Origin of the sequence: Streptomyces caniscabiei, assembly GCF_014930365.1 — a bacterium.
GTDB classification, from domain to species: Bacteria; Actinomycetota; Actinomycetes; order Streptomycetales; family Streptomycetaceae; genus Streptomyces; species Streptomyces caniscabiei.
Genome location: NZ_JABXWI010000026.1, coordinates 11,830 through 37,885, shown reverse-complemented (window position 1 = coordinate 37,885; position 26,056 = coordinate 11,830). Strand labels below are relative to the sequence as shown.

23 protein-coding genes are annotated in these 26,056 nt (G+C 72.2%); 7 read left to right on the top strand and 16 right to left on the bottom strand.

Going from position 1 to position 26,056, the window contains the following annotated elements; genetic code table 11:
• Positions 1-4: 4 nt before the first annotated feature.
• Entirely contained in the window at positions 5-379 is a 375-nt protein-coding gene (locus tag HW837_RS42650) for a cupin domain-containing protein (protein ID WP_045556983.1), read from the bottom strand.
• 123 nt (positions 380-502) lie between these two features.
• Between HW837_RS42650 and HW837_RS42645 the strand changes: the two genes are divergently transcribed.
• The 3 genes from HW837_RS42645 (at position 503) to HW837_RS42635 (ending at position 3,037) form a co-directional block, all read left to right on the top strand.
• Entirely contained in the window at positions 503-949 is a 447-nt protein-coding gene (locus HW837_RS42645) for a MarR family winged helix-turn-helix transcriptional regulator (protein WP_093791881.1), read from the top strand.
• Between the two features lie 173 nt (positions 950-1,122).
• Positions 1,123-1,992 carry an esterase/lipase family protein gene (locus tag HW837_RS42640; protein ID WP_193381909.1) on the top strand — a complete coding sequence of 290 codons (870 nt, stop codon included), beginning with the start codon at positions 1,123-1,125 and terminating at the stop codon, positions 1,990-1,992.
• 277 nt (positions 1,993-2,269) lie between these two features.
• Positions 2,270-3,037 (top strand): dienelactone hydrolase family protein, encoded by a 768-nt coding sequence (locus tag HW837_RS42635; protein WP_093791885.1) that lies wholly within the window; start codon positions 2,270-2,272, stop codon positions 3,035-3,037.
• Positions 3,038-3,171: 134 nt separating this feature from the next.
• Here the strand turns inward: HW837_RS42635 and HW837_RS49805 are convergent, their stop codons facing one another.
• Positions 3,172-3,306: a hypothetical protein gene (locus HW837_RS49805; RefSeq protein WP_086785113.1), complete on the bottom strand. Its 135-nt coding sequence runs from the start codon at positions 3,304-3,306 to the stop codon at positions 3,172-3,174.
• Between the two features lie 137 nt (positions 3,307-3,443).
• Between HW837_RS49805 and HW837_RS42630 the strand changes: the two genes are divergently transcribed.
• Entirely contained in the window at positions 3,444-4,103 is a 660-nt protein-coding gene (locus HW837_RS42630; RefSeq protein ID WP_045556987.1) for a class I SAM-dependent methyltransferase, read from the top strand.
• Between the two features lie 85 nt (positions 4,104-4,188).
• Here the strand turns inward: HW837_RS42630 and HW837_RS42625 are convergent, their stop codons facing one another.
• Both HW837_RS42625 and HW837_RS42620 read right to left on the bottom strand, forming a co-directional pair.
• Positions 4,189-4,701 carry a ribonuclease FAU-1 family protein gene (locus HW837_RS42625; protein WP_093791887.1) on the bottom strand — a complete coding sequence of 171 codons (513 nt, stop codon included), beginning with the start codon at positions 4,699-4,701 and terminating at the stop codon, positions 4,189-4,191.
• Complete coding sequence (locus tag HW837_RS42620) at positions 4,682-5,611, bottom strand: GNAT family N-acetyltransferase (RefSeq protein WP_045556989.1); 930 nt, start codon at positions 5,609-5,611, stop codon at positions 4,682-4,684. The genes HW837_RS42625 and HW837_RS42620 overlap by 20 nt, the downstream gene beginning before the upstream one ends.
• A gap of 71 nt (positions 5,612-5,682) precedes the next feature.
• Here HW837_RS42620 and HW837_RS42615 point away from each other — a divergent pair, with 71 nt between their 5' ends.
• A complete protein-coding gene (locus tag HW837_RS42615) occupies positions 5,683-6,051 on the top strand; it encodes a GntR family transcriptional regulator (RefSeq protein ID WP_045556990.1) in 369 nt (122 codons plus the stop codon).
• A 29-nt stretch (positions 6,052-6,080) separates the two neighbouring features.
• Here the strand turns inward: HW837_RS42615 and HW837_RS42610 are convergent, their stop codons facing one another.
• Positions 6,081-6,857 carry a DUF72 domain-containing protein gene (locus HW837_RS42610; protein ID WP_045556991.1) on the bottom strand — a complete coding sequence of 259 codons (777 nt, stop codon included), beginning with the start codon at positions 6,855-6,857 and terminating at the stop codon, positions 6,081-6,083.
• Positions 6,858-6,887: 30 nt separating this feature from the next.
• Positions 6,888-7,982: a DUF5925 domain-containing protein gene (locus HW837_RS42605; RefSeq protein ID WP_045557341.1), complete on the bottom strand. Its 1,095-nt coding sequence runs from the start codon at positions 7,980-7,982 to the stop codon at positions 6,888-6,890.
• 146 nt (positions 7,983-8,128) lie between these two features.
• Between HW837_RS42605 and HW837_RS42600 the strand changes: the two genes are divergently transcribed.
• Positions 8,129-9,544: a GH39 family glycosyl hydrolase gene (locus HW837_RS42600; RefSeq protein ID WP_045557342.1), complete on the top strand. Its 1,416-nt coding sequence runs from the start codon at positions 8,129-8,131 to the stop codon at positions 9,542-9,544.
• Positions 9,545-9,574: 30 nt separating this feature from the next.
• Here HW837_RS42600 and HW837_RS42595 read toward each other — a convergent pair whose 3' ends face one another.
• From HW837_RS42595 to HW837_RS42565, 7 genes are all read right to left on the bottom strand, one after another.
• Complete coding sequence (locus tag HW837_RS42595) at positions 9,575-13,384, bottom strand: lipopolysaccharide biosynthesis protein (RefSeq protein WP_045556992.1); 3,810 nt, start codon at positions 13,382-13,384, stop codon at positions 9,575-9,577.
• Complete coding sequence (locus HW837_RS42590; protein ID WP_177262097.1) at positions 13,377-14,192, bottom strand: polysaccharide deacetylase family protein; 816 nt, start codon at positions 14,190-14,192, stop codon at positions 13,377-13,379. The genes HW837_RS42595 and HW837_RS42590 overlap by 8 nt, the downstream gene beginning before the upstream one ends.
• Entirely contained in the window at positions 14,189-15,202 is a 1,014-nt protein-coding gene (locus HW837_RS42585) for a glycosyltransferase family 2 protein (protein WP_045556993.1), read from the bottom strand. The genes HW837_RS42590 and HW837_RS42585 overlap by 4 nt, the downstream gene beginning before the upstream one ends.
• The gene (locus HW837_RS42580) at positions 15,199-16,002 is read right to left on the bottom strand and encodes a glycosyltransferase family 2 protein (protein WP_045556994.1); all 804 of its coding nucleotides are present in this window, start codon (positions 16,000-16,002) and stop codon (positions 15,199-15,201) included. The genes HW837_RS42585 and HW837_RS42580 overlap by 4 nt, the downstream gene beginning before the upstream one ends.
• 349 nt (positions 16,003-16,351) lie before the next feature.
• Positions 16,352-17,473, bottom strand: coding sequence for a GNAT family N-acetyltransferase (locus tag HW837_RS42575; RefSeq protein ID WP_045556995.1), 1,122 nt, complete (start codon positions 17,471-17,473; stop codon positions 16,352-16,354).
• Between the two features lie 3 nt (positions 17,474-17,476).
• The gene (locus tag HW837_RS42570) at positions 17,477-17,866 is read right to left on the bottom strand and encodes a hypothetical protein (protein WP_045556996.1); all 390 of its coding nucleotides are present in this window, start codon (positions 17,864-17,866) and stop codon (positions 17,477-17,479) included.
• A gap of 205 nt (positions 17,867-18,071) precedes the next feature.
• Entirely contained in the window at positions 18,072-19,277 is a 1,206-nt protein-coding gene (locus tag HW837_RS42565) for a S8 family peptidase (RefSeq protein WP_045556997.1), read from the bottom strand.
• Positions 19,278-19,591: 314 nt separating this feature from the next.
• On the opposite strand from HW837_RS42565, the gene HW837_RS42560 reads away from it, so the two are divergent.
• Positions 19,592-20,398 (top strand): SGNH/GDSL hydrolase family protein, encoded by an 807-nt coding sequence (locus HW837_RS42560; RefSeq protein WP_045556998.1) that lies wholly within the window; start codon positions 19,592-19,594, stop codon positions 20,396-20,398.
• Here the strand turns inward: HW837_RS42560 and HW837_RS42555 are convergent.
• The 3 genes from HW837_RS42555 to HW837_RS42545 form a co-directional block, all read right to left on the bottom strand.
• Positions 20,382-22,142: a serine/threonine-protein kinase gene (locus tag HW837_RS42555; RefSeq protein ID WP_045556999.1), complete on the bottom strand. Its 1,761-nt coding sequence runs from the start codon at positions 22,140-22,142 to the stop codon at positions 20,382-20,384. The genes HW837_RS42560 and HW837_RS42555 overlap by 17 nt on opposite strands.
• A gap of 72 nt (positions 22,143-22,214) precedes the next feature.
• Positions 22,215-24,068, bottom strand: coding sequence for a nickel transporter (locus HW837_RS42550; RefSeq protein WP_193382478.1), 1,854 nt, complete (start codon positions 24,066-24,068; stop codon positions 22,215-22,217).
• The gene (locus tag HW837_RS42545; RefSeq protein WP_196790137.1) at positions 24,065-25,954 is read right to left on the bottom strand and encodes a tetratricopeptide repeat protein; all 1,890 of its coding nucleotides are present in this window, start codon (positions 25,952-25,954) and stop codon (positions 24,065-24,067) included. The genes HW837_RS42550 and HW837_RS42545 overlap by 4 nt, the downstream gene beginning before the upstream one ends.
• Positions 25,955-26,056: the final 102 nt, after the last annotated feature.

Genomic DNA, 26,056 nt, shown 5'->3' with positions numbered 1-26,056 from the left:
GCGGTCAGTTGGCCCACGGCGGCACGATCCGCGTACCGTCGGCCAGCTCCGCCTCCAGACCGACGGAGGTGGTGACCCAGGACGTGGCGACCTCGTCCGTCGGGTTCTCCACGGTGACGGTCGTGCCGGCGTTGATGATCACCGTGTCGCCCGCCGTGACGCGATGGGTGTGATCGTCGAGGGTGATCAGCAGTTCCCCGCCGAGGAGGTGGAAGATCTCCTCCCGGTTGACGGTGTGCGCGGGCGCCTTGGTCCCGGCGGGTATCTCGCCCCGCCAGGCGGCCAGTTCCCTGCTGCCGGTGAGCGGAGTGGCGTACGAGACGAAACGCGCGCCGTGGATCTCGTGGACGACGGCCTCGGACGAACGGACGACAGGCATACGGGCCTCCTGGGATCTTCGGGGGGTCTTCGGGAAATTCGGGCGGGATGGTCAAGTAGCTTGACTACCTGACCTTATGGTCAAGCTGCTTGACCGATCCGTCAAGGGTGTTTCAATGCGGGCGTGCAGAACTCCGAAGCCCTGGCCCTGTCCGCCGCCCTGCTCGCCGCCGCCGGTGATCTGACGCGCCGTATCGACGAGGGGGTCGCCGCCCGCGGGTTCGAGGGGCGGCCCTCGTACGGGTTCGCGTTCGCGCGGCTCGCTCCGGACGGTGCGACGGTCACCGATCTCGCCGCCCATCTCGGGGTGACCAAGCAGGCGGCCAGTCAGCTGGCCGACGAACTCGTGCGCAAGGGGTACGTGGAGCGTCGGCCGCATCCGCGGGACGCCCGCGCCCGGCTGATCGTGCTGACCGAACGCGGCTGGGCCTGCACGCGGGCGGCGGAGGAGGCGGCGGCCGAGGTGGTCGCGGCGTGGGCCGAAGCGCTCGGCGGAGAGGGTGAGGTGCGGGCGTTGCGCGACCGATTGCTGCGTATCGCGCCCTACGGTCCCATCAAGCCCGCCTGGTGACGGTTCGACGTCACGTGTCAGTGGTCCCGATCATCACTTGAAGTTTTTACTGACGCGTAACTTCCCACCTTTCCTACTCGCCCGTAACTTGGCGAAGAAGAACAGCATCCTCGTGATCCGGATCACAGGGCGAACGTCGCCGCACGTCCCTTGAGCCGCAAGGAGATCACCCGATGCTGCCCTGGAAGCGCCTGATCAGACCGCTGGCCGCCCTGAGTCTCGCCGTCGCGGCGACCCTCGTGCCGGGCACCGCCGCCCAGGCCGCCGACGCGGCCGCCGCGCCGAGCCGTGGCTGGAACGACTACTCCTGCGAACCCTCCAGCGCCCACCCCCGCCCCGTCGTCCTCGTCCACGGCACGTTCGCGAACTCCGTCGACAACTGGCTGGGCCTCGCGCCGTACCTCGTGAACCGCGGCTACTGCGTCTACTCCCTCGACTACGGCCAACTCCCCGGCGTGGCCTTCTTCAACGGGCTCGGCCCCATCGACAGGTCGGCCCAGCAGCTCGACGCGTTCGTCGACCGGGTGCTCGCCGCGACCGGCGCCGCCGAGGCCGACCTCGTCGGCCACTCGCAGGGCGGCATGATGCCCCGCTACTACCTCAAGTTCCTCGGTGGAGCCGCCGAGGTGAACGCGCTCGTCGGCATCGCGCCCTCCAACCACGGCACCACCCTGAACGGCCTCACCCAGCTCCTCGACCACTTCCCCGGCGCCGGCGACCTGCTCTCCACCGCCACCCCGGCCCTCGCCGACCAGGTCGTCGGCTCCCCCTTCCTCACCAAGCTCAACGCGGGCGGCGACACCGTCCCCGGCGTGACCTACACCGTCCTCGCCACCCGGTACGACGAGGTGGTCACGCCCTACCGGTCCCAGTTCCTCGACGGGCCGAACGTACGCAACATCGTCATCCAGGACCTCTGCGCGCTCGACCTCTCCGAGCACGCGGCGATCGGGCTCCTCGACCGGATCGCGTTCCACGAGGTCGTCAACGCCCTCGACCCGGCCCACGCCACCCCGACGACCTGCCTCTCGGTCGCCGGCTGACACGTGCCGGTACGTCCCGCCGGGGCCTGTCCGGCCTGAGCCGCCCGACAGGCCCCGGATGCCGGGGACGATCAGCAAGCTAGCCCCAAGGGGCCGCGGAATCGCCTGCTGAGGGCGGGTGCGGAGGATCCTTATGGTGGCGTTAAGGAGGGGCTAACCGAGGGCTCAGGAAACACCTTCGGAGGAGCGCTCGGAGCCTCCCGAAGATCCGGTTCTTACCTCGGTGCGTGACACTGGGCCCGTTCGCAACCGCCGTACGAGAGAAGGGAACCCGCGCATGACCGCCGTACGCGGAACAACCGTGGACATCGCCACCGAGGACGGCACGGTCGACGCCTACCTCGTCCACCCCGACGACGACGCCGCGCATCCGGCGGTCCTGTTCTACATGGACGCGTTCGGGCTCCGGCCGCACCTGCGGGCGATGGCCGACCGGCTGGCCGGTGCCGGGTACACGGTCCTCGTGCCCAACGTCTTCCACCGGTCGGGGCGGACACCGGTGTTCGACCTGCCCGAGTTCATCGACCCGGCCGCGCGCCCGGAGATATGGGAGCAGATCCTGCCGGCCATGACGGCGCTGACGCCGGAACTCGCGCTGCGGGACGCGGCGGCGTATCTGGGATGGCTCGCCGACAGCCCGCGGGCCGCCGAGGGGCCCGTCGGGATCACCGGGTACTGCATGGGCGCCCGGCTGGCCCTGCACACCGCCGGCGCCTTCCCCGAACGCGTCGCCGCCGCGGCCGGTTTCCACGGGGGACGGCTGGCGACCGACGCCCCGGACAGCCCGCACCTGGCGGTGCCCCGCATCACCGGCGAGGTCTACCTCGGCCACGCCGACGAGGACCCGTCACTGCCCCCGGAGCAGATCGACCTGCTCGACAAGACGCTCACCGAGGCCGGGGTGCGCCACCGCACCGAGGTCTACGAGGGCGCCCCGCACGGCTACACCCAGGCCGACACCGCCTCGTACGACGCCGAGGCGGCGGAGCGCCACTGGACGGCCCTGCTGGACCTGCTCGACCGCACCCTGCGGCAGGGGGTCTGACCGGGCCCGTCGGGGCCCACGGACCGGTACGCCCCGACGCCCGCGGTCGGGGCGTCGGGGCGGCTTGCCGGAGGTCGGTGGGGTTGCTGGAGTCGGTGGACGCGCGTACGCGCTCGCGGCAGGGGCGCGGTGCCTCAGCCGTCGGGCCACCAGGTGCGCGCGATGTCCTTTCGCACTTCCCGGCGCTCGACGGGGCGTTCGTCGGCCTCGTCCCGCACCCGGCGGGACGAGGACTTCCTCAGGGGCTTCTGCACGGTCGTACGGCGCATGGCTGCCTCCTTGCGTCCACCGGGTTCCGCGTTTTCACGGAGGTAGACCTTTTCCGGGAGCGTTACTCATCGTTCGTGCTCTGTCAGTGGCGGCTGTCACCATCTGGACTGTCAGTGGCAGGTGTCACTCTGGCGGCATGACCAACATCGACGACGGCGAAACCTCTCCAGCCCTGCGAACACCGGGGAACCCGACGGCAGATGACTCCTTGGGAGCCGTCGACTGGGACGCGGAGGCCCCCTCCTTCGACGACGAACCCGATCACGGCCTGCGGGAACCCGCTGTCCGGGAGGCCTGGGCGGCCCGGCTGCGGGACTGGCTGCCGAACCGCGCCTCGGACGTGCTCGACCTCGGCTGCGGCACCGGCAGCCTGTCGCTCCTCGCGACCGAGCAGGGGCACCGGGTGACCGGCGTGGACTCCTCCGGGGCCATGGTCGCCCTCGCCCGCGCCAAGCTCGCCGGGCGCCCCGCCGTGTTCCTCGTCGGCGACGCGGCGGCCCCGCCCGTGGGGGAGGAGCGGTTCGACGTGCTCCTCGTCCGCCATGTGCTGTGGACCCTGCCCGACCCGGCCCGCGTGCTGCGCCACTGGTGCGGGCTGCTGCGGCCCGGAGGGCGGCTGGTGCTGGTCGAGGGGGTGTGGGGCACGGTCAGCCCGGTCGGCATGTCCGCCGAGCGGCTCCGCGGACTGCTCGCGCCCCTCGTGTCCGAGGCACGGCTGGTGCGGCTGTCCGACGACCCGCTGCTGTGGGGCAGGGAGGTCGAGGACGAGCGCTACGCGATCGTGGCCCGCCTCTGACCCCCGCGTCGGCACCGGCCACGACGAGCCGGCACCGGCCACGACGAGCCGGCACCGGTCACGCCCCGCCCCGCACCGACCCCGGCTACGCCAGCAGCGACTCCAGGCCCCCCTCGGTGGTGGCGAGTGCCTCCAGCGCGTCGAGGGCGGCGACGGCCGCCGCCGCGGCCTCCGGGTCGCTCCGCGCGAGCCCGCTCTCCTCGAACTCGTCCTCGTCCAGCCGCAGTACGGTCCCGCCGTCGGCGGACCGCCACAGATCCAGATCGAGGTCCTCGACGACGACCTCCCCACCGGAGAGGACGGCGGGCCTGGTGATGTCGCAGTACCAGCCCTTCAGCCCGCCCCGGGCGTCCCGGACCTCCTTCACCGCGTACCACCGGTCGCGCCAGTAGTACTCGGTGAACACGTCACCGGGCCCGAAGCGTACGAAGCCGAAGTCCCGCACGCCCTCGGTCGCCCAGTCGGCGCGGACCACGATCCGGGTGCCGTCGTCGCCCAACAGCCGCGCGGGGTAACGGATCTTCGTACGGCCCGCCTTGAGCAGGACGACGTCCACCGCGCGTCCCTCCTGCCGGGAGTCAGCCGAGTTCACGGACATACCGCACCTCCGTCGCGCACACCTCGTAACCGAACCACTTGTTGACCGCGAGCATCGGGCCGTTGCCGGCGTCGTTGCCCGTGAACGCCTCTGCGTACCCCGCGGCCCGGGCGCGGCGCAGGGAGTCGTTCTTGGCGAGCTTGGCGAGACCCCGGCCGCGGAGGGCACGGGCCGTGCCCGTCATCGCGGTGAAGTAGCGGTCCCGGCCGTCCGTGCGGACCGCGGTGAAGGCGGCGGGGGTGCCGTCCACCACGACCACCGTGCTCAGATCCCGGTCCAGCAGGGGGTGGCCGTAGGTCTGCGCGAGCCACTGCCCGTAGTCGCCCAACTCGGCCTCGACATCGCCCGGTTCGTCGGCCGTGGTCTCCGCGTCCAGGTCGAACAGGGGACGCGGGTCGTCCGCGAAGTCGGCGGCCGTCCGCAGCTCCACGCCCCCGGGCGGGGAGTCGAGCGGGGGGAGGGTGCCGTGGGCCAGGTCCAGGCGGAGGAAGTGCGCGGAGCGGCTCGGCGCGTAGCCGCGGCGCTCGGCGAACGCGCGGTTCTCCGGGGTGTCCAGCACCCACGACAGCAGCCGCCGCGCGCCCACCGCGGTCAGCCGCTCCTCGGCGGCCCGCGCCAGCAGGGCGCCCGCGCCCCGGCGCAGCCGCTCCGGATGGACGTACACATTGACGTCGCCCTGGCCCGGTACGGGGCTGTCGTGGGCGAGGGAGAGCTGCGCGGTGCCGATCACCTCGCCGTCCGCCTCGGCGACCAGCAGCCGGTGGTGCGCCTCGGCGGGCGCTAGCGTCATGTCGTGGAGCACGGACTCGGCGGTGCCGACCAGGAAGGGCAGGGCACGCCGTCGTACGTCGGCGAAGGCCTCGGCGTCCGCCGGGTCGGCGGCGCGGAGGTCGCGCACGATCAGTGTCATGTGGGGGCACGCTACGGGGGCGGCGCCGGCAGTCGCCTCCGATTTTCCGGTGGGTACGGGACAATCGCCGCGTGACCTTGAAGATTCGCATCGTGGAGGGGAGCGCGCCCTATGAGCAGGTGCGCGCCCAGATCTCGGAACAGGCCCGCTCCGGCGCGCTGCCCGTGGGATACCGGCTGCCGACCGTACGGGGGCTCGCCGAGCAGCTCGGGCTCGCGGCCAACACCGTCGCCAAGGCGTACCGGGCGCTGGAGACCGACGGGGTGATCGAGACGCGGGGGCGCAACGGGACGTTCGTGGCCGCCGCCGGGTCGGCCGCGGAGCGTGAGGCGGCGGTGGCGGCGGGGGCGTACGCGGAGAGGGCGCGCCGACTCGGGCTGAGCGAGGCCGAGGCACTCGCGGCGGCCCGGGACGCGCTGCGGGCCGCGTACGCGGAGTAGCACCCCGGGGCCGGGCCCGCGCCGACGGCTCAGGTCCGCGCCGGCCGTCGCGGCTGCGGCGTGCGGGTCGGCCGCAGGCCCGCGCTCCGGGCCGCGCCCGCGAACGTCGTCGCGTCCCTCACCGCCGCCGCGTGGGGGTCGTTGTTGAAGTAGACGTAGGCGTCGGCGGTGGCGGGCCAGGTGTCGGCGATGCGGTGGGCCCAGGTCGTCAGGGCCTGGTGGCCGTAGTGGGGCCAGGGGCGGGCCCGGCCCTGGTGCAGGCGGAGGTAGGACCAGTCGGTGGTGCGCCACAGGGGTGTGGCCGGGCGGGAGCGGCTGTCGGCCCAGCACAGGGCCGCGCCGCGGGACTCCAGGACCTCGCGGATCTCGGGGGTCCACCACGAGTCGTGGCGGGGCTCGACCGCGACCCGGGTGCCGCCGGGGAAGCAGCCCAGGCAGGCGTCCAGGAGACCGGCGTCGGCCTTCAGCGTCGGGGGCAGCTGGAGCAGGACCGGGCCCAGCCGGTCGCCCAGGCCCGCCGCGTGGCTCATCAGACGGAGCACCGGCTCCTCGGGGTCCCGCAGCCGCTTGATGTGGGTCAGGTACCGGCTCGCCTTGACCGCGACCACGAAGTCCGCCGGCAGTCTCTCCCGCCACGCCTCGAAGTTCTCCTTCGTCGGCAGCCGGTAGAACGCGTTGTTGAGCTCGACCGTCGCGAACCGCGCCGCGTACTCCTCCAGCCACAGCCGGGTGGGGCAGCCCGCCGGGTAGAGGGCGCCCCGCCAGTCCTTGTACTGCCATCCCGACGTGCCGACGAACACGGTCATACATCCATGAAAACACTCGAACGGGACCGCCTACAGGTACAGGCCCGCGTCCGCCCCGCCCCGCGGCTCCGGCAGCGACGTCGGTGACGTGCCGCGACGCAGCGCGTACAGCTCGGCCAGGGTCGCCCCCTCGCGGCCGACACCCTCGTCCGTGCCGAGCCAGCCCACCGCCTCCGCGCGGGTCAGCGCGCCCACCTCGATCCGGGCCAGACAGCGGCCGGGGCGGACCACGGCCGGGTGGAGGCGCTCCAGGTCCTCGTTGGTGGTGACGCCCACCAGGACGTTGCGGCCCTGCCCGAGCAGGCCGTCCGTCAGGTTCAGCAGCCGGGAGAGCGCCTGGCCCGCCGTGTGCTTGGCCTCGCCCCGGATCAGTTCGTCGCAGTCCTCCAGCAGGAGCAGCCGCCAGCGGCCCTTGCCCGCCGCGTCCTCCTCGCCGATCGCGATGTCCATCAGATAGCCGACGTCGGAGAAGAGCCGCTCGGGGTCCAGCACGCAGTCGACCTGGCACCAGTCCCGCCAGGAACGCGCCAGCGTGCGCAGCGCGGAGGTCTTGCCGGTGCCGGGCGGCCCGTGCAGCAGCAGGAGACGGCCCGCGATGTTCTCCGGGGTCGTCTTCATCAGGCGGTCCATCGCGTCCGCCACCGGGGCCGTGTAGTTCGGCCGGACCTCTTCCCAGGTGCCCGCCGAGATCTGCCGGGTCGTGCGGTGCGGGCCCCGGCGCGGCGAGACGTACCAGAAGCCCATCGTCACGTTCTCCGGCTGCGGCTCGGGCTCGTCGGCCGCGCCGTCCGTGGCCTGGCCGAGCACCTTCTGAGCCAGCTCGGCGGTGGTCGCGGTCACCGTGACGTCGGCGCCGCGGTTCCAGCGGGAGATCAGCACCGTCCAGCCGTCGCCCTCGGCGAGGGTCGCGCTGCGGTCGTCGTCCCGCGCGGAGCGCAGCACCCGGGCGCCCGGCGGCAGCAGGGTGGCCCCGGACCGTACCCGGTCGATGTTCGCCGCGTGCGCGTACGGCTGCTCGCCCGTCGCGAAACGGCCGAGGAACAGCGCGTCGACGACATCGGACGGGGAGTCGCTGTCGTCGACGTTGAGCCGGATCGGCAGTGCGTCGTGTGGGTTGGCAGACATGTCGCCATGATCCGTCACCGAGGGCTCCCCGTGCATCCGCTTTCCGTGGTGCGCCGGTGGTGTCCTCCCGTGAGCCGCCCGATTGCCCGGGAGTTCACCGACGGAACCTCCCCGGGCGGGGGTCCGCGCGGTTACTGTTGCCCATGATGGGACGTCATGGGTGGATTGCGGGGGACCGGCGGTGGCGGCTCACCGCGCTTCTGGGCGTGGGGGTGGCCGCGCTGGCCCTCGTCGTGACCCTGCTCAACACACTTCCCGGGGACGGCAGCACCGCCGGCACCACACGGGACGGCGACAAGGTGCACGGCACGCCCGCGACCCCGCCGGGCGTCACCGCACCCAGTGTGGGCTGGGGCTTCACCCACACCCAGTTCAGCGCGGACGAGGGCAGCGGCACGGCGGTCGAGCGCGTCGAGGAGCGGCTCGCCGAGCAACCCCTGCCGCAGATCCAGCACATCATGGGCTGGGGCGCGGGCAACCCCGAACCCGTCGAGGGGCGTTACGACTTCGAGGAGATGGACCGGCGCGTCGACTTCGTCCGCGCCACCGGCGGCACCCCCGTCGTGACCCTGTGCTGCGCGCCCGACTGGATGAAGGGCGGCAGACCGGGCGCCGACCGGACCGACTGGAGCCAGGCCGCGCTGGAGACCGCGCCCGAGCCCGAGCACTTCGCGGACTACGCCGACCTCGCCGCCACCGTCGCCAAGCGTTACCCGGACGTACGGCACTTCATCGTCTGGAACGAGTTCAAGGGCTTCTGGAACGACGCGGAGGCCCGCTGGGACTACGAGGGATACACCCAGCTGTACAACCTCGTCTACAAGGCCCTGAAGAAGGTCGACGAGGACATCATGGTCGGCGGGCCCTACCTGGTCATGGACAGCGTCGACCCCCGCCAGAAGCAGGACGCGTCGACGTCGCTCAAGGGGCCGTGGGGCGCCATGGACCAGCGGATCCTCGACGCCTTCGACTACTGGAACAAGAACAGGGCCGGCGCCGACTTCGTGGTGGTCGACGGGTCCAGCTACACCCGGGACGACGAACTGGTCCCCGACGAGTTCGCGGCGACCGACAAGTTCACGGCCGTGAGCCGGTGGGTGCGGGAGCGGTCCGGCGATCTGCCGCTGTGGTGGGCCGAGTACTACGTCGAACCGGCCGACAAGGACGACAACCGGCACGGCTGGTCCGAGAACCGCCGGGTCGCCGTCCAGGCCTCCGGTCTGATGGCCATGGCCGAGGGTGGTGCCACCTCCGGGTTCTACTGGAACCCGGAGGAGAAGACCGGCGAGTGCCCCGGCTGCCTGTGGACCCCCACCGACACCAAGGGCGGTGGCGCGTCGCTGCCCATGTACGGGCTGCTGTCCCGGTTCAGCGAGGAGTTCCCGCCGGGGACGACGTACGAGACGGTGTCCGTCGCGGCCGACGACAAGCCGAACGTGCGCGTGCTGGCCGACGACAAGGCCGTGCTCGTCGTCAACACCCTCGACCGCAGGATCAGTGCGGAGATCGACGGGAAGAAGTTCGACATGGGGGCGTACGAAACGAAGTGGCTCGACAGGTAGTCGGGTGACCGCGCGCCCCTCTCAGGGGCGCTACGGCGCGCCCATCGTCAGGAACCTCTGCACCAGTGACGCCAGCAGCAGAGCCAGCAGCGGCAGGCTGAACCAGAAGCTGCCCTGGAGCCAGCGGAGTTGGCGGACGCCGGGGCGGACCGCCACGCGGACCGTCTCGCGGACGCTCAGCAGCACGATCAGGGCGATCGCGGCCAGGCCGCCCACCACCGACCAGGGCGTCCAGGTGACCTGGGGGCCGATCGGGCCGGGATCGGGCTCCGGTGCCTTCCCGGGCTGGTCGCGCAGGGCGAAGATCGTGGCGTCGTCATTGGCGAGCACCTGCTTCATGTCGGCGCGCCTGCCGAGGTTCTCGATGAGCCGGGTGTCCCAGTCCGCGGGGTAACCGGCGTCCATCTGGAGGTTGGTGACCTGGCTGCGGTTGACGATCAGGAACGAATGCGCGCCCGCGTCCTTCAGCGCCTTGACCACACCGGAGACCAGGACCGGATCGCTCGGCGCGAGCGTCGGCACGTACTCGACCTTCTCCATGTCCCGGGCGCCCCACGGCATCGCGGGCGTCACGTTGTTCACCGGGTCGTCGCTGAGCCAGAGCAGCCGTACCGTCGGGTCGTCGTGGGCGTAGACGTACTCCATGGCGGCGACCTCGCCCGGCCGGACGCGTTCGAAGGGCTCGTTGCCCCAGCGGGCGACCAGGAAGCCGCCGATGAGGACGAGGCCGGCCATGAGCGCGGCCGGCGGGGCGAGGTTCCTTCGGTCCTTGTCGCGTTCCCCGGCGGTGACGCCGGTGCGCGGGAAGAGGGCGAGCCCGCCCAGCAGCGCGGCACCCGGCAGCGCGAACATGAAGACCCGCAGGGCCATCTCACCGCCGTACGACTGCATGCCGAAGCCCAGGAACGGCACGAACGTCAGCACGAGCAGGGAGCGTTCGCGGTACTTGTTCGCGCGGCGGCGCCAGAAGCCGAGGCAAGCCAGGAGCATGACCGAGCCGGCGAGCGCCACGCGCGCGTACAGCACGAGCTTGTGGGTCGAACTGCCCTCGCCGATCCGGCCGGAGACCGAGGAGGTGACGTTCCCGCCGACCCCGCCGACCCCGCCGAAGAGTTCGTCGAAGTGGCCCGACCAGTACGGCTCGGCGAGGAAGCCCACCCAGACGGCGACCAGCACGGCGAACAGAATGGGAAGGCCGCGCAGTTCCGAGCGGCCGACCAGGACGAGGGCCGCGAGGACACCCAGCATCACGAACGGGGTGAGCTGGTGGGCCGGGACCGTCGCCGCGTACAGCGCGATCAGGACCGCCAGGAGCACCGCGCGCTGCCGGCGGTTCGTCGGCTCGACCTCCGCCTCGCCGGGACGCACCGCGCCCCACAGCATGTGCGGGGCGCGGAACCAGACCAGCAGGATCGCGACGAAGACCAGGTAGAGGAGGTAGGTGAAGCCCTGGGGGGAGAAGTAGTCCTGGCCCACCCAGCCGCTCAGGACGAAGATCCAGACCCCCGTCCACCTGGCCCGCCAGCTCGCCCGCATATGGCGGGCGAGAAGGAACATCGGTGCCAGGTAGAGGAGTTGGACGGCCGTCGGCCACCACCGGATGATCTCGGTGAAGTCGGTGACCCCGCAGGCCTGCGCCACGAACGCCGCCGCCGCGAAGAACCCCGGCCAGCTCCACCGGGCGTCCAGGTCGGGTACGGCCGTGCCGGTGCGGTCGATGTAGTCGATGAAGCCCAGGTGCTGCCAGGCCGTCGCGAAGCGGGGCTCGGTCTCGATCACGGCGGGTAGCGCGTGCAGTGAGAAGACGGTGGCCAGCAGTGTGATCAGCAGCAGCGCGCGGTGCTCCCGCGCCGGCCACAGCAGCGCGGCGAACACGACCGCCAGCAGGGCCGCCCCGGCCAGGGTCGGCGTCGGCAGCACGGAGATCAGGCCGAGGCCGCCCATGCGGTCCAGGTCGGAGTCGTCCAGCGCCAGCGCGGGCACCCAGTAGAGCAGCAGCGCGGAGAGCAGCAGGAAGCCGAGGACCAGCCCCGTGACGGTGGGGTGCGGCAGTCGTTCGCGGAGGGGCACCCGAGGCGGGTCCCCGGCGGACGGCTCCGCCTCGGCCGGGGGTGCCAGCGGTTCCCGTACGGACTCCTCCGGGTTCTCGGCCGCTCGTACGGCGTCCGGTTCCCCCGGGGCCTCCTCGGACGGGGCGTCCGCCTCCGGGGCCGGCGGCCCGAGCGGACGGGTCGGCCGGTCCTGGGCCCAGGCCGGGCGGTGGTCCCTGCGTGGCATCGCGGTTCCGGTGGGCGGGGTGCCGGGGCCGGGCCGTACGTCCGGGCGGCGTTCCAGATGGTCGAAGTCGACGTGGACGCCGAGGGCGAGGGTGTCGGAGTCCAGGCGCCGGGACCAGGCGCCGTTCTGCTTCTTCGCGGCGGCGGCCACCCGGCCCAGGTCGGCGAGATCGCCGTCGGGTGCCGCGTCCGCGGGCGCCTCGGCGGGCCCGGCGGTGCGCAGGATCCGGTACAGCCGCGGCGCGGCGATCAGCACGATCACCGCGAGGCTGGAGATCTCGGCGACGCCCGCGCCGGTCAGCCCCATACGGGGGAGCAGGAGCAGGGTCAGACCGAGGACCAGGGCGCACAACAGGCCCTGCAACCAGGCGAGTCCGGCGGTACGGCTCTGCGCGCGCAGCACCGCGAAGTACGTCTCCATGACGACCCGCAGGACCGCGCCGACGGCGAACCAGCGCAGCAGCGGGGTCGCCGCGTCCGCGTACGCCTGCCCGAAGACCGCCAGGATCCAGGGCGCCCCGAAGAACAGCACCGCGCACACCGGCAGCATGATCCGGGCCATCCGCTTCAGCGCGGCCCGGGTGTTGGCGGCCAGGCGCGCCGGGTCGTGCGCGCCCTCGACGGTCAGTGAGGCCCCCATGTTGATGGCGAGCAGATTGACGGTGCCGCCGATGGTGGTGGTGATGTAGAAGTACGCGTTGTCGGCGGAGCCGACCTGGGCGGCGACGATCACCGGGACCAGATAGACCACCGCGAGCGAGAACAGGGAGCCCGTGTAGTCACCGGCGAGGAAGCGGCCGATCTCCCTCAGGGACGGCGGGTGCGCGTGGTCCTCGGTGGCCCGCACATGGCCCGGGATCAGCCGCCGGAACACCAGCCAGCCCAGCGGCAGCACCGACATCGCGATCGCCGCGACCCAGGACACGAAGACGCCCATGGTCGGGATCGCGGCCGCGAACACCACGAGGAGCACCAGCTTCACCGCCGAGAACACGGTGTTGCCGACCGGCACCCACACCGCGCTGCGCAGCCCGGTGAGCACCCCGTCCTGGAGCGTCAGCGTCGACCAGGCGACCACCGCGAGCACGAAGAACACGGCGTAGAACGGATCGTGCAGAAAGCTGTACGACGACCCCCACAGGCCCAGCGTCAGCAGGAACACGCCCGCCGCCAGCGCCACGATCACCGCACTGCCCGCGTACGTGCGGAAGATCAGCCGTCCGGTGTCGCGCCCCGCGACCGGGATGAACCGGGCCAGGGCACCCGTCAGCGTCAGCGCGGTGAGCCCGGCGAGGAGCTTCATCGCGGCGATCGCGGCGGAGCCCTGACCGACCGAGGCCTCGGTGTAGTAGCGGGCGGCGGCCAGCCAGAAACCGAGGCCGAGCACGGCCGAGATACCGGTGTTCAGCATCAGGGCGTAGGCGTTGCGGAACAGCTGGTCGCCCCCCGCCCCCCGGCCCAGCCCGGGCAGGCGCAGCCGGCGCCCGGGGCCGGGCGCCGGCTCGGGCTCCCCAGTCGTGGCGCTGTCGGCCTCGTGAGCCGTGGTGGTCGTCGTGTCAGACACGGGAACGGACGGCCTTCCGGAGCTGTCGTGCTCTTCGGACCATGGCGTACCCCTTGGTGAGGGCACGGTCCCGGGCGAAGGTGCGGGCGATCGCGCGGCCCTCGACGAGCCGCTCGAACTCCGCGATGCCCGTGGAGCGGCGCACGGTCACCCGCCGCAACGCGTACGGGCCCTGCGTGCGCCGGGCCAGCGCGTTGCCGACGGCGAGCGACTGGGCGAAGCCCGTCTCCCGTACCGCGACGCGCACCCGGCGGCTGGAGTAGCCGTACGGGTAGGCGAACGAGACGGGCCGGGCGCCCAGTTCGTCGGCGACGATGTGCCGGCAGCGCCGCAGCTCGAACCGGAGCCGGTCGTCGTCGAGCATGTCGAGCTGCGGGTGGGTGTGGCTGTGCCCGCCGATCTCCACACCGTTGTCGGCGAGTTCGCGGACCTGGTCCCAGCCGAGCATGGTGTCGAGGGCCTCGCCGTTGTCGTAGGGGCCCTCGATCCAGCCCGTGGTGACGAACAGCGAGGCCGCGAAGCCGTGCTTGGCGAGCACGGGCAGGGCGTGCCGGTGCACGCCCGCGTAGCCGTCGTCGAAGGTGATCAGCACGGGCCGGGCGGGCAGCGGGCGGCCGTGCCGCCAACTCGCCGCCAGGTCGGCGGTGTTCACCGGGGTGAGGCCCAGGTCGTCGATGAGCGCCAGCTGTTCCGCGAAGGCCTCCGGGGTCACCGACAGGTCCCTGGTGGCGTCGTTCGGCGCGGTGGACACCGCGTGGTACATCAGGATCGGCACGGCCGCGGCCGCCGTTCCCGTCGTCTCCGTCATGACGAGCCCCCCTCGCCCCCCTTGCCGACCGGGCCGTCCGGAATCTCGCCGACCGAGAACGTGACCTCGCCCCTGCGGGCCCGGACGCTCCCGACAACGTACCCCCCGGCCGCCGCCGCCACCCCCGTGACGATCGCGCCCGCACGTCCCGCGCCCCCCGCGCGGCCGAGCAGCGCGTCCCGCAGCCCGCGCGCCACCCCGGCGGGCAGCACCCGCGTGGTGTACCGGCGCTCCGACTCCAGCCCCTTGCCCGCGCCCACGCTCCGGGCCACCAGCGCCTTCGACAGGCCCTCGGCGTAGGTGCGGGAGCGGAAGTACGCGAAGCGCTCCCGTACGTCGGGCACCCGGTGGTGGATCACCGCCCGGTCGTCGAGCAGCAGCACCGCGTCCGGCCTGGCCCGGGAGAGCCGGATGCACAGCTCCGTCTCCTCGCAGCCCAGCGGGCGCTTGTCCCCGTCGCGGCCGATACCGGTGGCGAAGCCCCCGGCCGCGTCGAAGGCGCTGCGCCGGAACGAGGCGTTGCCGCCGAGGACGTTGCGGACCTCGGCGACACCGCCGGGCAGACCCTTGTAGGCGCAGCCCACGACCCAGTCGAACTCTTCGGGGAACCAGGCCGGGCGGCGGCCGGACGCCCACACGGGCACCGTACGGCCGCCGACGGCCATGACCCGGGGGTCGGTGTACCCCTGGGCGAAGTGGCGCAGCCAGTCGCGCTCGGCCACGGCGTCGTCGTCGAGGAAGGCGATGATCTCCCCGTACGAGGCGGCGATGCCCGTGTTGCGGCCGGCGGACAGCCCGCGGGGGCCCGCGTTGGCGAGCACGCGCACCTCATGGACCTCTTTGTACTCCCCGCTCAGACGCTCCAGCAGGGACCGGTTGTGGTCCACCACCAGGAGCGTCTCCAGGGCCGGCCGGGACTGGGCGCGCACCGAGGAGACCGCCGCGAGGATGTCCTCCCAGCGGTCCTCGGTGTACACGCAGATCACGACCGAGACGGTCGGCTCGTTCAAGACACCTCTCCCCGCCCGGCGGTGAGCATCGTCGCGTGCGAACGGCGGCGCAGGGCACGCCGGTTGGAGCGCTCCTTGAGGATCACCCTCAGCACCCGCAGTCCGTCGCGGACGGCCCGCAGATTGCTCGCGCCGTGGATGCGCAGGTACTCGTGGCTGGGGATCTCCTGCACCTTCAGGCCCGCCTTGACGACCCGGATGTTCATCAGGGTCTCCACCTCGAAGCCGGTGCAGTCGAGGTCGATCTTGTCGAGGCAGTGCCGCCAGAACGCGTTGTAGCCGTAGCACAGGTCGGTGTAGCGGGCGCCGAACTTGCGGTTGACGGTGGTGCACAGCGCCCAGTTGCCGAGCTTGCGGATCAGGGTCATGTCGTCGGTGCCGCCGCCGTTGGCGAAGCGGGAGCCCTTGGCGAAGTCGGCGCCCGAGACGAGGGCGGAGACGTAGGAGACGATCTCGTGCCCGTCGGCCGAGCCGTCCGCGTCGACCATCACGATGATGTCACCGGTACACGCCTCGAAGCCGGTGATCAGGGCGTCCCCCTTGCCCTTGCCCTGCTGCGGGACGACCTTGACGTCCGGCCACAGGGAGCGGGCCACCTCGACGGTGTCGTCGGTGGAGTTGCCGTCGACCAGGACCACCTCGTGGATCCAGCCCGGCAGTGTCTTGAAGACGTACGGAAGGTTCTCCGCCTCGTTCATGGCGGGGATCACCACGCTCACGGGCGGAGCGATGGCCAGATGGTTGGAGATGGGCCGGTACGTGACCGGCTCGGGTATTGCCGGGCGCAGAACTGAGCTCATGAGTCTGGTCCCTCTCGTCCGGTGAACCACCCGCCCCTGGGTGGTTCGGAATGTTGTCCGGTTCGAAAGGGGGGTTCTCACTTACGGCACGGCGAAGTCGATCTCCGTGCATGCCGGGTGAGCTGGCAAAGCCGGCCGACTGTCGCGACTCGGCAGTCGGTCGCGCGGCACGACTCGGTGAACGCGGTCACCGAGCACGGCACCCCCCTACCGCGCCCCGCGCCGGGACCGCCGCGCTCCTTGAGCCCTCCCCTAGGAGCATGTGCCGACGGACCGATGCGGGTGAATGTACGACGATGCAAGACGGTATTGATGATTGAGACCATATGGCAAGACCTCTTACGAGGTCTCACGTTTTTGTTGATGTGTCCGTTACCTGACCCCCCGACCGGAATTTCCCCATCCGCTTCAGCAATTTATCGGCAGGTTCGAACAGTTCCGGTCGGGCCAGGACCGTGTTCCGCAAGGCCCGGACCGGCGCCCGTCGCGCCCGGTGCCCGAACGCCACCGGATGGCGCCGGGTGACCCACCCCTCCGACACGGAGATCTCCCGGGTCTTCAGGGAATCCTTGTACTGCTTCTGGCCCCGGCCCAGATCCAGGTAGGCGATGCCGTCGGCGGCACCCTCCTCGGCCATGTGCAGATGCAGCAGCAGGCCCGGCGAGAACCGCGCGAACGCCGGGTCGTACGCCGGGAACCAGCAGGTCAGCACCCGCTCCGAGCGCAGTCCGAAATGAGCCGCGGCCGGCTTGCCGTCCGCGTACAGCACGGACAGCTGGCCGGCGAAGGACGCGGAGCGGGAGTGGAAGAGCCGGTGCACCAGCCGGGTGATCCACGGGTGCGCGAAGCGGTCGCTGCGGCCCGTCCTGCGGTACTGCGCCGACTTCCAGGCCATCAGCGTGCGCAGGACCCTCGGGTCGCGCTCGTCGTGCACATAGCGCACCTCGCTCACCGCGCGGGCGAGCCGGCGCTCCTTGGCGAACGTGGAGCGGAGGAACTTCGGCGAGCGGGCCCGCACCTGGTCCAGATAGGCCTCGTAGCCCTGCTCCAGGTCCATGACCGGGGACGGGAAGCTTTCGGTGACATGAGCGGCGAACGGGGTCTGCCCCTCGGCCAGGTGGTCGAACTCCCACACCGCGAGGCCGCAGGCCCGCAGCAGTTCCTGGGCGTCCCAGGTGAAGCCGGGGCGGTGGACCACGCCCTGGCAGTCGGAGAGACCGAGACCGATGGCTCTGCCCACTCCGACGGTGGATCTCTGGTACGGGAAGAAGGCCGCCGGCTCGCCGCCCTCCCGCACGACCGCGATCCGCACCCCGCGTCGGCAGCGGCCCACCGCCAGGGCGAACTCCGGGGACAGGAACGGGTTCGCCAGCTCGGGAGCGCCGTGGAGGTGGGCCTTCGACTGCAGAGCGGTCCAGGCCGCCCGGTCTGCGGCGGTCAGCTCGCCGGGGCGGTACACACTGATGTCCACGTCTCAGGTCCGTCTTCTCTCCGTACGGGCACCGGGGCGCCGTACCAGACTCGGCAGGATGACGAGCGAGCTGATCACGGTCACGGCCGTGATCCCACCGGTCACCGACCACGAGTGGGTGGCGATCATGCCCTGGGCGACGAGGAGGTTCACCGCGATCGCGCCCGCGAGGGACGTCACGACCCGGCCGAACGGCTCCAGCCCGCGCAGCACGGCACCGATGGCGGCTCCTGGCGCGACGAGGAGGAAGAACAGGGTGAACGGGCCGCGCAGCACCGAGTCGGTGTCGGCGAACGCGAGCAGCGCGCCCACCCCCGCCACGGCCGCGGCCACGCCCGCCAGCAGCGGCCCGCCGCTGCCCGACAGCGATGACTTGACACGCGAGGTCTGCATTGGCGACTTTGCCCCCTGAAGCGCCGGATGCCGGGCTTCAATGTCGCTCAGTCGGCGCGGGGGAGTCAATACGTCGAGACCGGCCACGGCCGACCGTACGCCCGATCGTCACCCGCCGGCGGGGAGACGGGGGCCGCACACGAGGAATCCCCGGAGGCGACCCGCGCCTCCGGGGAAACTTCTGTTCACGGTGCCGCCGTCGTCCTTACGGGACGATCTGCAGCAGACGGTTCGGGGAACCGGTGCCGGGGCTGGTCACCTTGCCGGTGACGGCGCCGGCGGTCAGGGCCGAGGCGACCTGGGCCGGGGTGGCCGAGGTGTGGCCGGCCAGGTAGACGGCGGCCGCGCCCGCGACGTGCGGCGTGGCCATCGAGGTGCCCGAGATGGTGTTGGTCGCGGTGTCGCTGGTGTACCAGCCGGCCGTGATCGACGAACCCGGGGCGAAGATGTCCAGGACCGCGCCGAAGTTGGAGTAGCTCGCCCGGGCGTCGGTGTTGGTGGTGGCGCCGACCGTGATCGCCTCGGTGACACGGGCGGGGGAGTACGAGGAGGCGTTGGCGCTGCTGTTGCCGGCCGCGACGGCGTAGGTCACACCGCTGGATATGGAGTTGCGGACGGCGGTGTCGATGGCGGTCGAGGCGCCGCCGCCGAGTGACATGTTGGCGACGGAGGGGCCGCTGTGGTTCGCGGTCACCCAGTCGATACCGGCCACGACGCCGGCGGTGGTGCCGGAGCCGGCGTTGTTGAGCACGCGCACGGCAACGATCTTCGCCTGCTTGGCGATGCCGTAGGTCGAGCCCGCGATGGTGGACGCGACGTGCGTGCCGTGACCGTTGCCGTCCTGCGCCACATTGTCATTGGAGACCGCGTCGTAGCCGTTGAACGCGCGGCCGCCGAACTGGGCGTGCGAGATGCGCACACCCGTGTCGATGACGTACGCCGTCACCCCGCTGCCCGCGCTGTCCGGGTAGGTGTACGTGCCGGAGAGCGGCAGCGACGCCTGGTCGGAGCGGTCAAGGCCCCACGGGGCGTTGGTCTGGGTGGCGTCGACGGTGAAGACCTGGTCCTGCTCGACGGAGGCGATCGCCGGGTCGGCGGCGAGTCTCTTCGCCTCGGTCGCGGAGAGCTTGGCCGAGTAACCGTTGAGCGCGGACTTGAAGGTCCGCTTCACCGTGCCGCCGTACTCCTCGACCAGGTCCTTGCCGGCGTTCGACGCGGCCTTGAGGCCCGCGCTCTTCTTGAGCGTGACGATGTAGCTGCCCTTGACGGCGGTGGGGGAGCCGGCCGCGAGCACCTTGCCCTCGGCCGGGGCGGCCTGGGCGGGGAGCGCGGTCAGGCCGCCGAGCAGGGCGGCGGTCGCCATGGTGGTGACGGCGGCGACGCGGAGGTTCTTGCTACGCAGGTGTGCCATTACGAGGGTTTCCTCCTCATAGGCGACGCGCGCCCGGGTGGGGCGCGCGTTCGTGGGGGGTGCGTGCGGGATCGCACGCACGGCCAGGAGCGTCGCGTTCCGCTCGCGGCTGTAAGCAGACTGGGTGCTCTACGGGCGTAGCTCAAGAGAGTTGAAGTGTTGTCATGTTTCTGTCACACACCTGAAATCGAACGCGAAGGGAACATGGCGGATGCGTTCGCTTGCGGACGGGAAAGTATTGACATGAACACTTCCGATCAACACGCGTAGTTGCTACGACGGTTGAGGCAGAGATCCTGCTAAAGGGAGGTTCCATGAGACGTTCCCGACTTGCGGCATACATGACCTCACTCCTCCTCGCCGTCGGCGCATCCCTCACCGGGGCCGCGTCGGCGCAGGCGTCCCAACAGGCCGCCGCCACCGGCTATGTGGCGCTCGGCGACTCCTACTCCTCGGGTGTCGGCGCGGGGAGCTACCTCTCCTCCAGCGGCGACTGCAAGCGCAGCACGAAGGCCTACCCGTACCTCTGGGCGGCCGCCAACGCTCCCTCGACCTTCGACTTCACGGCCTGCTCGGGCGCCCGAACGGGTGATGTTCTGGCGAGTCAGCTCGGGCCGCTCGGCGCGAGCACGGGGCTGGTCTCCGTCTCCGTCGGCGGCAACGACGCCGGCTTCGCCGACGTCATGACGACCTGCGTCCTGCAGTCGGACAGCGCCTGTCTCACCCGCATCAACACGGCCAAGGCGTACGTCGACTCCACGCTCCCCGGCCAACTCGACAAGGTCTACTCGGCGATCAGCGCGAAGGCACCGGCCGCCCATGTGGTGGTGCTCGGCTACCCCCGCTTCTACCAGCTGGGCGGCACCTGCCCCGGCCTCTCCCAGGCCAAGCGGTCCGCCATCAACAACGCCGCCGACTATCTGAACACCGCGATCGCCAAGCGCGCCGCCGACCACGGGTTCACCTTCGGCGACGTCCGCTCCGCGTTCACCGGGCACGAACTGTGCTCGGGCAGCGCGTGGCTGCACAGCCTCAACCTGCTGAACATCGGCGAGTCGTACCACCCGAAGGCCGCCGGCCAGTCCGGCGGGTATCTGCCGGTGTTCAGGAACGCGGCCTGACGGCCCCGTTCAGGGCTCCGGCTCCGGCTTCGTCCTCGTAGTCGGTGTCGGAGTCGCTGTACCCGTCAGGGTTCTCCGAGTCGTCGGAGGGGGAGGTCCCGCCCGTGGTCGGGGCCTCCGACTCGCACGTCACCGAGAACGCGACCTTGTTCGACTCCGTCTTCACCGGGCCGCGCACCTCGACGCTGATCTCGTCCGTGTGGCTCCCGTTGGTCGAGACGACGACCCGGTCCTGCTTGGTCTTCTCACCGCCGGATGCGAACGACAGGGTCTTCCAGCCCTCGTCCTCGACCTCGCCGCTCCTCGCCACCCACCGGTAGTCGACGTCCACGGGGACACTGCCCACGGTGAACGTCGCGGTGAAGGTGGGCGCGTCGGCGTCCTGCGGCGGGCAGGCGCCGGAGTAGTCGGTGTTCGCGCCTTCGACGGTCACCTCGACCGACTGGGCGGGCGGCTCGGTGGTCGGCTTCTCCTCGTCGGTGGGCGTGTCCGAGGGCGTGTCGTCGCCGCTCGTCTCGTCTCCGCCGCCGGGTTCCTCGCCCGTACCGCCGTCGCCCGTCTGGTCGTTGGTGCCGCCCACCGTGCCCGCCCCGTTGGTCGGGCTGCCGTCCTTGCCGCCGTCGTCCTGGTTGACCAGGGCGTAGGTCAGGCCGGCGATGGCGAAGGCGATCGCCGCGATCCCCGCGACCAGGAAGACGAGGGCCCGGCGGTTGCGGTCCGGCCCGCGGGCCGGCACCGGGGACGGGTGGGTCGCCGCCGGGGTGGCGTGCGACGGGGTCGGCGGCCCGAACTCGTCGGTGCCCGCTCCCGGTCCGGTCCGCGCGCCCGGGCTCGGGAAGCCCGCCACCGTCGGGCTGTACGGGGTGGTGGGGGCCGTGCCGGAGTACGCCGCGCCTCCCCCGGAAGGCGTGCCCCCGGCGCCGATGATCCGCAGGTCCCGCTCGGCCTGCTCGGCGGAGATCCGCTCGGCCGGATCCTTGCGCAGCAGCCCCTCGATCACCGGGGTCAGCGGACCGGCCCGGTGCGGCGGCGGGAGCTCCTCGTCGACGACCGCGCGCAGGGTGTTCAGCGGAGTGTTCTGGCGGAACGGCGAGTTGCCCTCGACCGCCGCGTACAGCAGCACCCCGAGCGACCACAGGTCCGACTCGGGGCCGAACGCCCGGCCCAGCGCGCGCTCGGGGGCGAGGAACTCGGGGGAGCCGATGACCTCGCCCGTCATGGTCAGCGCGGAACTGCCCTCGACCGTGGCGATGCCGAAGTCGGTGAGGACGACCCGGCCGTCGTTGGAGATGAGCACATTGGCCGGTTTCACGTCCCGGTGCAGCACCCCGGCCTCGTGCGCGGCGCGCAGCGCGGACAGCACCTCGGCGCCGATGTGCGCGGCGCGCTGCGGCGGCAGGGGGCCCTCGCCGTCCAGGAGATCGGCGAGCGACAGACCGCGCACCAGTTCCATCACGATCCACGGGCGGCCGTCCTCCATGGCCACGTCGTACACCGTGACGACATTGCGGTTGGCGACCCGGGCGGCCGCCCACGCCTCCCGCTCCAGGCGGGCGTACATCCGCTCGACGTCGGAGACCGCGATCCCGCCGGGCGCCCGTACCTCCTTGACGGCGACCTCGCGGTGCAGCACCTCGTCGCGGGCCCGCCACACGGTTCCCATACCGCCCTCGCCCAGCGGGGTCAGCAGCCGGTAGCGGCCCGCGATCACCCGTTCAGCGCCCGGTTCTTCGGACACGGCCATCCCCCGTCACTCGCATCCGCACACGCGTCGGCCCGGAATCTCCACTCCGTGCGATTTCTCCCCAAAAGTAGCTCAGCCCAGTGCGGATGTTGCCCCCCTGAACACCAGAACGACACCGAGCGCGACGACCAGCAGAGCCGACGCCAGCGGTACGGTCCTGCGCACCAGCGCGGCCGTCGGCCCGCCGAGCCGGCCCTCGCCCCGGTCCATCACCCGCGTCACCCAGCCGCCGGCCTTCACGACGGCGTACCCGGCCGCCGTCAGCGTGAGCGCCAGACCGATGCCGTACGCCAGCACGAGCAGCAGCCCGAACCACGCCTTCCCCAGCGCCGCCGCGCCGACCAGGACGACCACGGCCGACGGGCTCGGCACCATGCCGCCCGCGAAGCCGAGCAGGATCGTGCCGCGCAGGGTGGGCGCGGTGGGGTGCGTGTGGGTGAAGCCGCCGTGGGTGTGGGTGACACCGCCGCCGAAGAGAGAGCGCTTCTCCTGGGGGGCGTGGTCGTGGCTGTGCTCGTGGTCGTGGCTGTGGTCGTGGCTGTGGTCGTGGCTGTGGTCGTGCTGGTGGTTGTCGTGTGTGTGGTCGTGGTCGTGGGTGTGTGCGTGACCGTGGTCGTGGTCGTGGGTGGCGACCGACGCGTGGGTGTGGGGGTGGGTCTCGCCGTGCGCGTGGGTGTGTGAAGGGGCGGCCTGGGCGAGTACGAGTTCCCGGCTGGGCTCGGGCTCGTGGTCATGGCCGTGGTCGTGGGAGTGGCTGTGCCCGTCTCCGTGGTCGTGGCTGTGACCATCGTCGTGCTCATGGCTGTGGCTGTGACCATGGTCGTGGCCATCGGCGTGGTCGTGGTCGCGCGAGTGATCGTGGTGTCCGTGCCCGTGCCCGTGGTTGAGCGCCAGTTTGTGGTTGAGCCAGGCGCGGCGGGCCAGGGTGACGCCCGCTCCCATCACGAACAGGCCGCTCGCGATGCCGAGCCAGGTGATCACGGACGGGGCGGCGGCGGAGCCGGCCAGGACGAGGAGGCCCAGGGCGACGACGCCCAGGGTGTGGGTGACCGTCACGGACGCGGCCATGGGCAGCACGTCCCGCATCCGGGCCCGGTCGCGCGCGGCGGCCGTCGCGGCCATCAGGGTCTTGCCGTGCCCCGGGCCGAGCGCGTGCATGGCGCCCAGGAACAGGGCGATGCCGAAGGCCAGGGCGCCGAAGCCGAAGGTGAGGTCGCGGCTGGAGACCAGGTCGTCGAGGGCCCTGGTCCAGCGGTCCGCGCCGCGCGGGAGGATCGAGGCGCCGGGCGCCGCGCTCTCCTGCTCGGCCAGCGCGGGACCGCCCGGCCGCACCTGGAGCGAGGCCGTCGCGGTGTCCTCCGGCGACTGCAACAACTCCTCGGGGTAGCTGGTGAGTCGCTTCGACACCGACTCCTCCGGCACGTCCGACCCGGCGAGGGTCGTCCGGTCGCCCTGGGCGGTGACCTCGCGCCAGCCGGGCCCGGAGTCCACGGCGGCGTGGAAACGCACGTCGGCGGCCCGGTCCGGCAGCGCGGCCGTCAGCCGGCACTCCACCCGCAGTGTCTTCAGGCCCGCCTGCCCCGGCCGCTCCTCGGCCCGGCTCGACTTCAGCGCCACCTCGGCGGCGCTCCCGTCGACGGTGACCTCACTGCCTTCGGCGGCCTTCTCGCACCTCGCCCGGGCCCAGCTCTCCCTCCCCTGCCGTTCGATGGCGGGGCCGGCCTGGGTCGCCGGGATCTCCGCCAGGTCCTCGACATGGAGGATCCTCAGCTGCCCGGGGGCGGCGACCAGGCCGTCGTACCGGTTGACGGTGAAGTTGCCGAGGGGGTGGGCGCTCGCCGTCGTGGCGGGGCCGGCGAGAACGAGTGCGCAGGCGGCCAGGAGCACCGCCGTGCCGGAGGCGAACGCGCGCCGGGGAGCGATCACTTGGCGGTCTCCAGAGCCTGCAGTGTCTTCAGGGTCCTCCGGGCCTCGGCCGCTCCCAGCGGCGAGAAACCGGCGTTGAGGTCGAGCGCCGCCTTCAGCGAGGCGCGGGCGTCCTTCTTGTCGCCGGCCGCGTACTCGACCATGCCCCGGTGGTACAGGAACGTGGCGTCCCGATAGCCGGTGGCGGTGGCGCGGCGGGCGTACGGCAGGGCCTCCTCGTCGCGGCCGTTGACGTGCAGCGCCCAGGCGAGGGCGTCCGCCGTGTGCACGGTCTCGCGGCGCTTCCACTCGGCCTCGGCGGCCCGCAGCGCGGACTTGGTGTCGCCGTGGTCGGCGGCGGCGAGCGCGGTGTCGAGGTCGGCGTTGACGCCGTTGGAGCGGGCGATGGCGGTGTAGGCGTCCACCAGCGCGTACTGGTCGCGCGCCTTGCTCTTGTCGCCCTTGGCCTCGTACAGCTCGCCGAGCACGACGAGCGGCCCCGGCAGCGGGTAGGCGGACACCACCTGCTCCAGGCCGCGGACGGCGTCCGCGCCGTCGCCGCTCGCGGCCTGGGCGCGGGCCCGGCCCTCCAGGGCGGGGAGATAGGTGTCGTCGGCGCCGAGGGCGCGGGCGTAGTGGTCGAGCGCGGTCCCGTAGTCGCCCTGCTTCCAGGCGAGTTGACCGAGCTGGGTGGCCACGTAGGCGATGTCGCCGCGGGTGGTCGCGGAGTCCAGGGCCTGTTCCAGGACCCGGCGGGCGGTCTTCACGTCACCGCGCAGCTCGTACACATAGGCGTAGCGGGTGAAGACGGGGATGCCGGGGCGGCGGGTGTCGGCGAGCCGGACCGCCTTCAACGCGTCCTCGTAGCGGCCGAGTTCGACGAGGGCGTCGACGCGGCTGCACAACGCCCGTTCGCTGTACGGGTTCTCCTTCAGCGCCCGGTCCGCGTACCGCAGGGCGTCCTCGAACTCGTGGCGGGCGGCGGCGAGGGCGGCGAGGCCAGCGAGCGCCGGGTCGTTGTCCGGGCGCAGCTCCAGCGAGCGCTTGAGGGCCTTCTGGGCCTGCGGGTAGCGGGAGGGGTCGCCCTTGACCCGGGCCTGTTCGACGTAGGCGAGGCCGAGCGTGGACCAGGAGCCGAAGTCCTTGGGCTGCTGCTTGAGATGGGCCTGGAGCCGCTCGACCGCCGTGTCGAGGTCGCCGCCGGCGAGCTGGGCCGCCGAGACGCCGGGCGAGGAGGACATGGCCACCGTCCGGTCGTCGTCCCGGGCGCCGAGGGCCACCGCGAACCCGGTGAACGCGACGGCCAGCGCCGCCGCGCACGCGGTGAGCCGCGCCAGCCGCCGACGGGCCGACTCGGGCGCGGGCCCGCGGCGAGCCCCGCGCCCGAGCACCGGACCCACCTCACTCTCCGCCACGGCCCCGAGCCCGCCGCCGGCCCCGGAACGGGACGCGGAACCGGCTTCGGTGTCCGACCCGGGTGCGGACTCGCCGTCGGACGCGGCTTCGGACACCGGGCTCGGCTCGGTGTCGGATGCGGAGTCGGGCTCGGTGCCGGACACGGGGTTCGGCTTGGCGTTACGCCCGGATGCGGATGCGGATGCGGACGTTGCGCCGGGCTTGCTGTCTGGAGTGGCCTCGGCGTCGTGCTCGGTGCCTGACGCGGCCTCGGTGTCGCATGCGGTGTCGGCCTCGGCGTCGGGCATCAGCCTCGGCTCGGCATCGAACCCGGACGTGGCCTCGGCGTCGGACGCGGCCCCGCCGTCCGACGCAGCCCCGGCGTCGGGCGCCGGCCCGGTGGCAGCCGTCGGCCCGGGTTCGGCGAGGGCGTCCCGGGCGGGCTCGGGAGCACCCTCGTCGGGACGCGGACGCCCGTGCTGCGGCGCGCTCTCGTTCGTACGCGGGGACATGCCCTCTCCTCAACGTCCTTGCCTACTGCGGTGATCGTGGTCGTGGGGCGCGGCCCGCGCCGTGGGGGATGGATACGAGCGGGCCGCGCCGGTCACGGCGGC

Coding starts and splice junctions, on each gene's coding strand:
- HW837_RS42635 (WP_093791885.1), top strand. CDS start 2,270: ATGACCGCCGTACGCGGAACAACCGTGGACATCGCCACCGAGGACGGC.
- HW837_RS42570 (WP_045556996.1), bottom strand. CDS start 17,866: ATGCAGACCTCGCGTGTCAAGTCATCGCTGTCGGGCAGCGGCGGGCCG.
- HW837_RS42600 (WP_045557342.1), top strand. CDS start 8,129: ATGGGACGTCATGGGTGGATTGCGGGGGACCGGCGGTGGCGGCTCACC.
- HW837_RS42605 (WP_045557341.1), bottom strand. CDS start 7,982: ATGTCTGCCAACCCACACGACGCACTGCCGATCCGGCTCAACGTCGAC.
- HW837_RS42650 (WP_045556983.1), bottom strand. CDS start 379: ATGCCTGTCGTCCGTTCGTCCGAGGCCGTCGTCCACGAGATCCACGGC.
- HW837_RS42625 (WP_093791887.1), bottom strand. CDS start 4,701: ATGTCCGTGAACTCGGCTGACTCCCGGCAGGAGGGACGCGCGGTGGAC.
- HW837_RS42620 (WP_045556989.1), bottom strand. CDS start 5,611: ATGACACTGATCGTGCGCGACCTCCGCGCCGCCGACCCGGCGGACGCC.
- HW837_RS49805 (WP_086785113.1), bottom strand. CDS start 3,306: ATGCGCCGTACGACCGTGCAGAAGCCCCTGAGGAAGTCCTCGTCCCGC.
- HW837_RS42545 (WP_196790137.1), bottom strand. CDS start 25,954: ATGTCCCCGCGTACGAACGAGAGCGCGCCGCAGCACGGGCGTCCGCGT.
- HW837_RS42560 (WP_045556998.1), top strand. CDS start 19,592: ATGAGACGTTCCCGACTTGCGGCATACATGACCTCACTCCTCCTCGCC.
- HW837_RS42640 (WP_193381909.1), top strand. CDS start 1,123: ATGCTGCCCTGGAAGCGCCTGATCAGACCGCTGGCCGCCCTGAGTCTC.
- HW837_RS42565 (WP_045556997.1), bottom strand. CDS start 19,277: ATGGCACACCTGCGTAGCAAGAACCTCCGCGTCGCCGCCGTCACCACC.
- HW837_RS42580 (WP_045556994.1), bottom strand. CDS start 16,002: ATGAGCTCAGTTCTGCGCCCGGCAATACCCGAGCCGGTCACGTACCGG.
- HW837_RS42555 (WP_045556999.1), bottom strand. CDS start 22,142: ATGGCCGTGTCCGAAGAACCGGGCGCTGAACGGGTGATCGCGGGCCGC.
- HW837_RS42630 (WP_045556987.1), top strand. CDS start 3,444: ATGACCAACATCGACGACGGCGAAACCTCTCCAGCCCTGCGAACACCG.
- HW837_RS42610 (WP_045556991.1), bottom strand. CDS start 6,857: ATGACCGTGTTCGTCGGCACGTCGGGATGGCAGTACAAGGACTGGCGG.
- HW837_RS42590 (WP_177262097.1), bottom strand. CDS start 14,192: ATGACGGAGACGACGGGAACGGCGGCCGCGGCCGTGCCGATCCTGATG.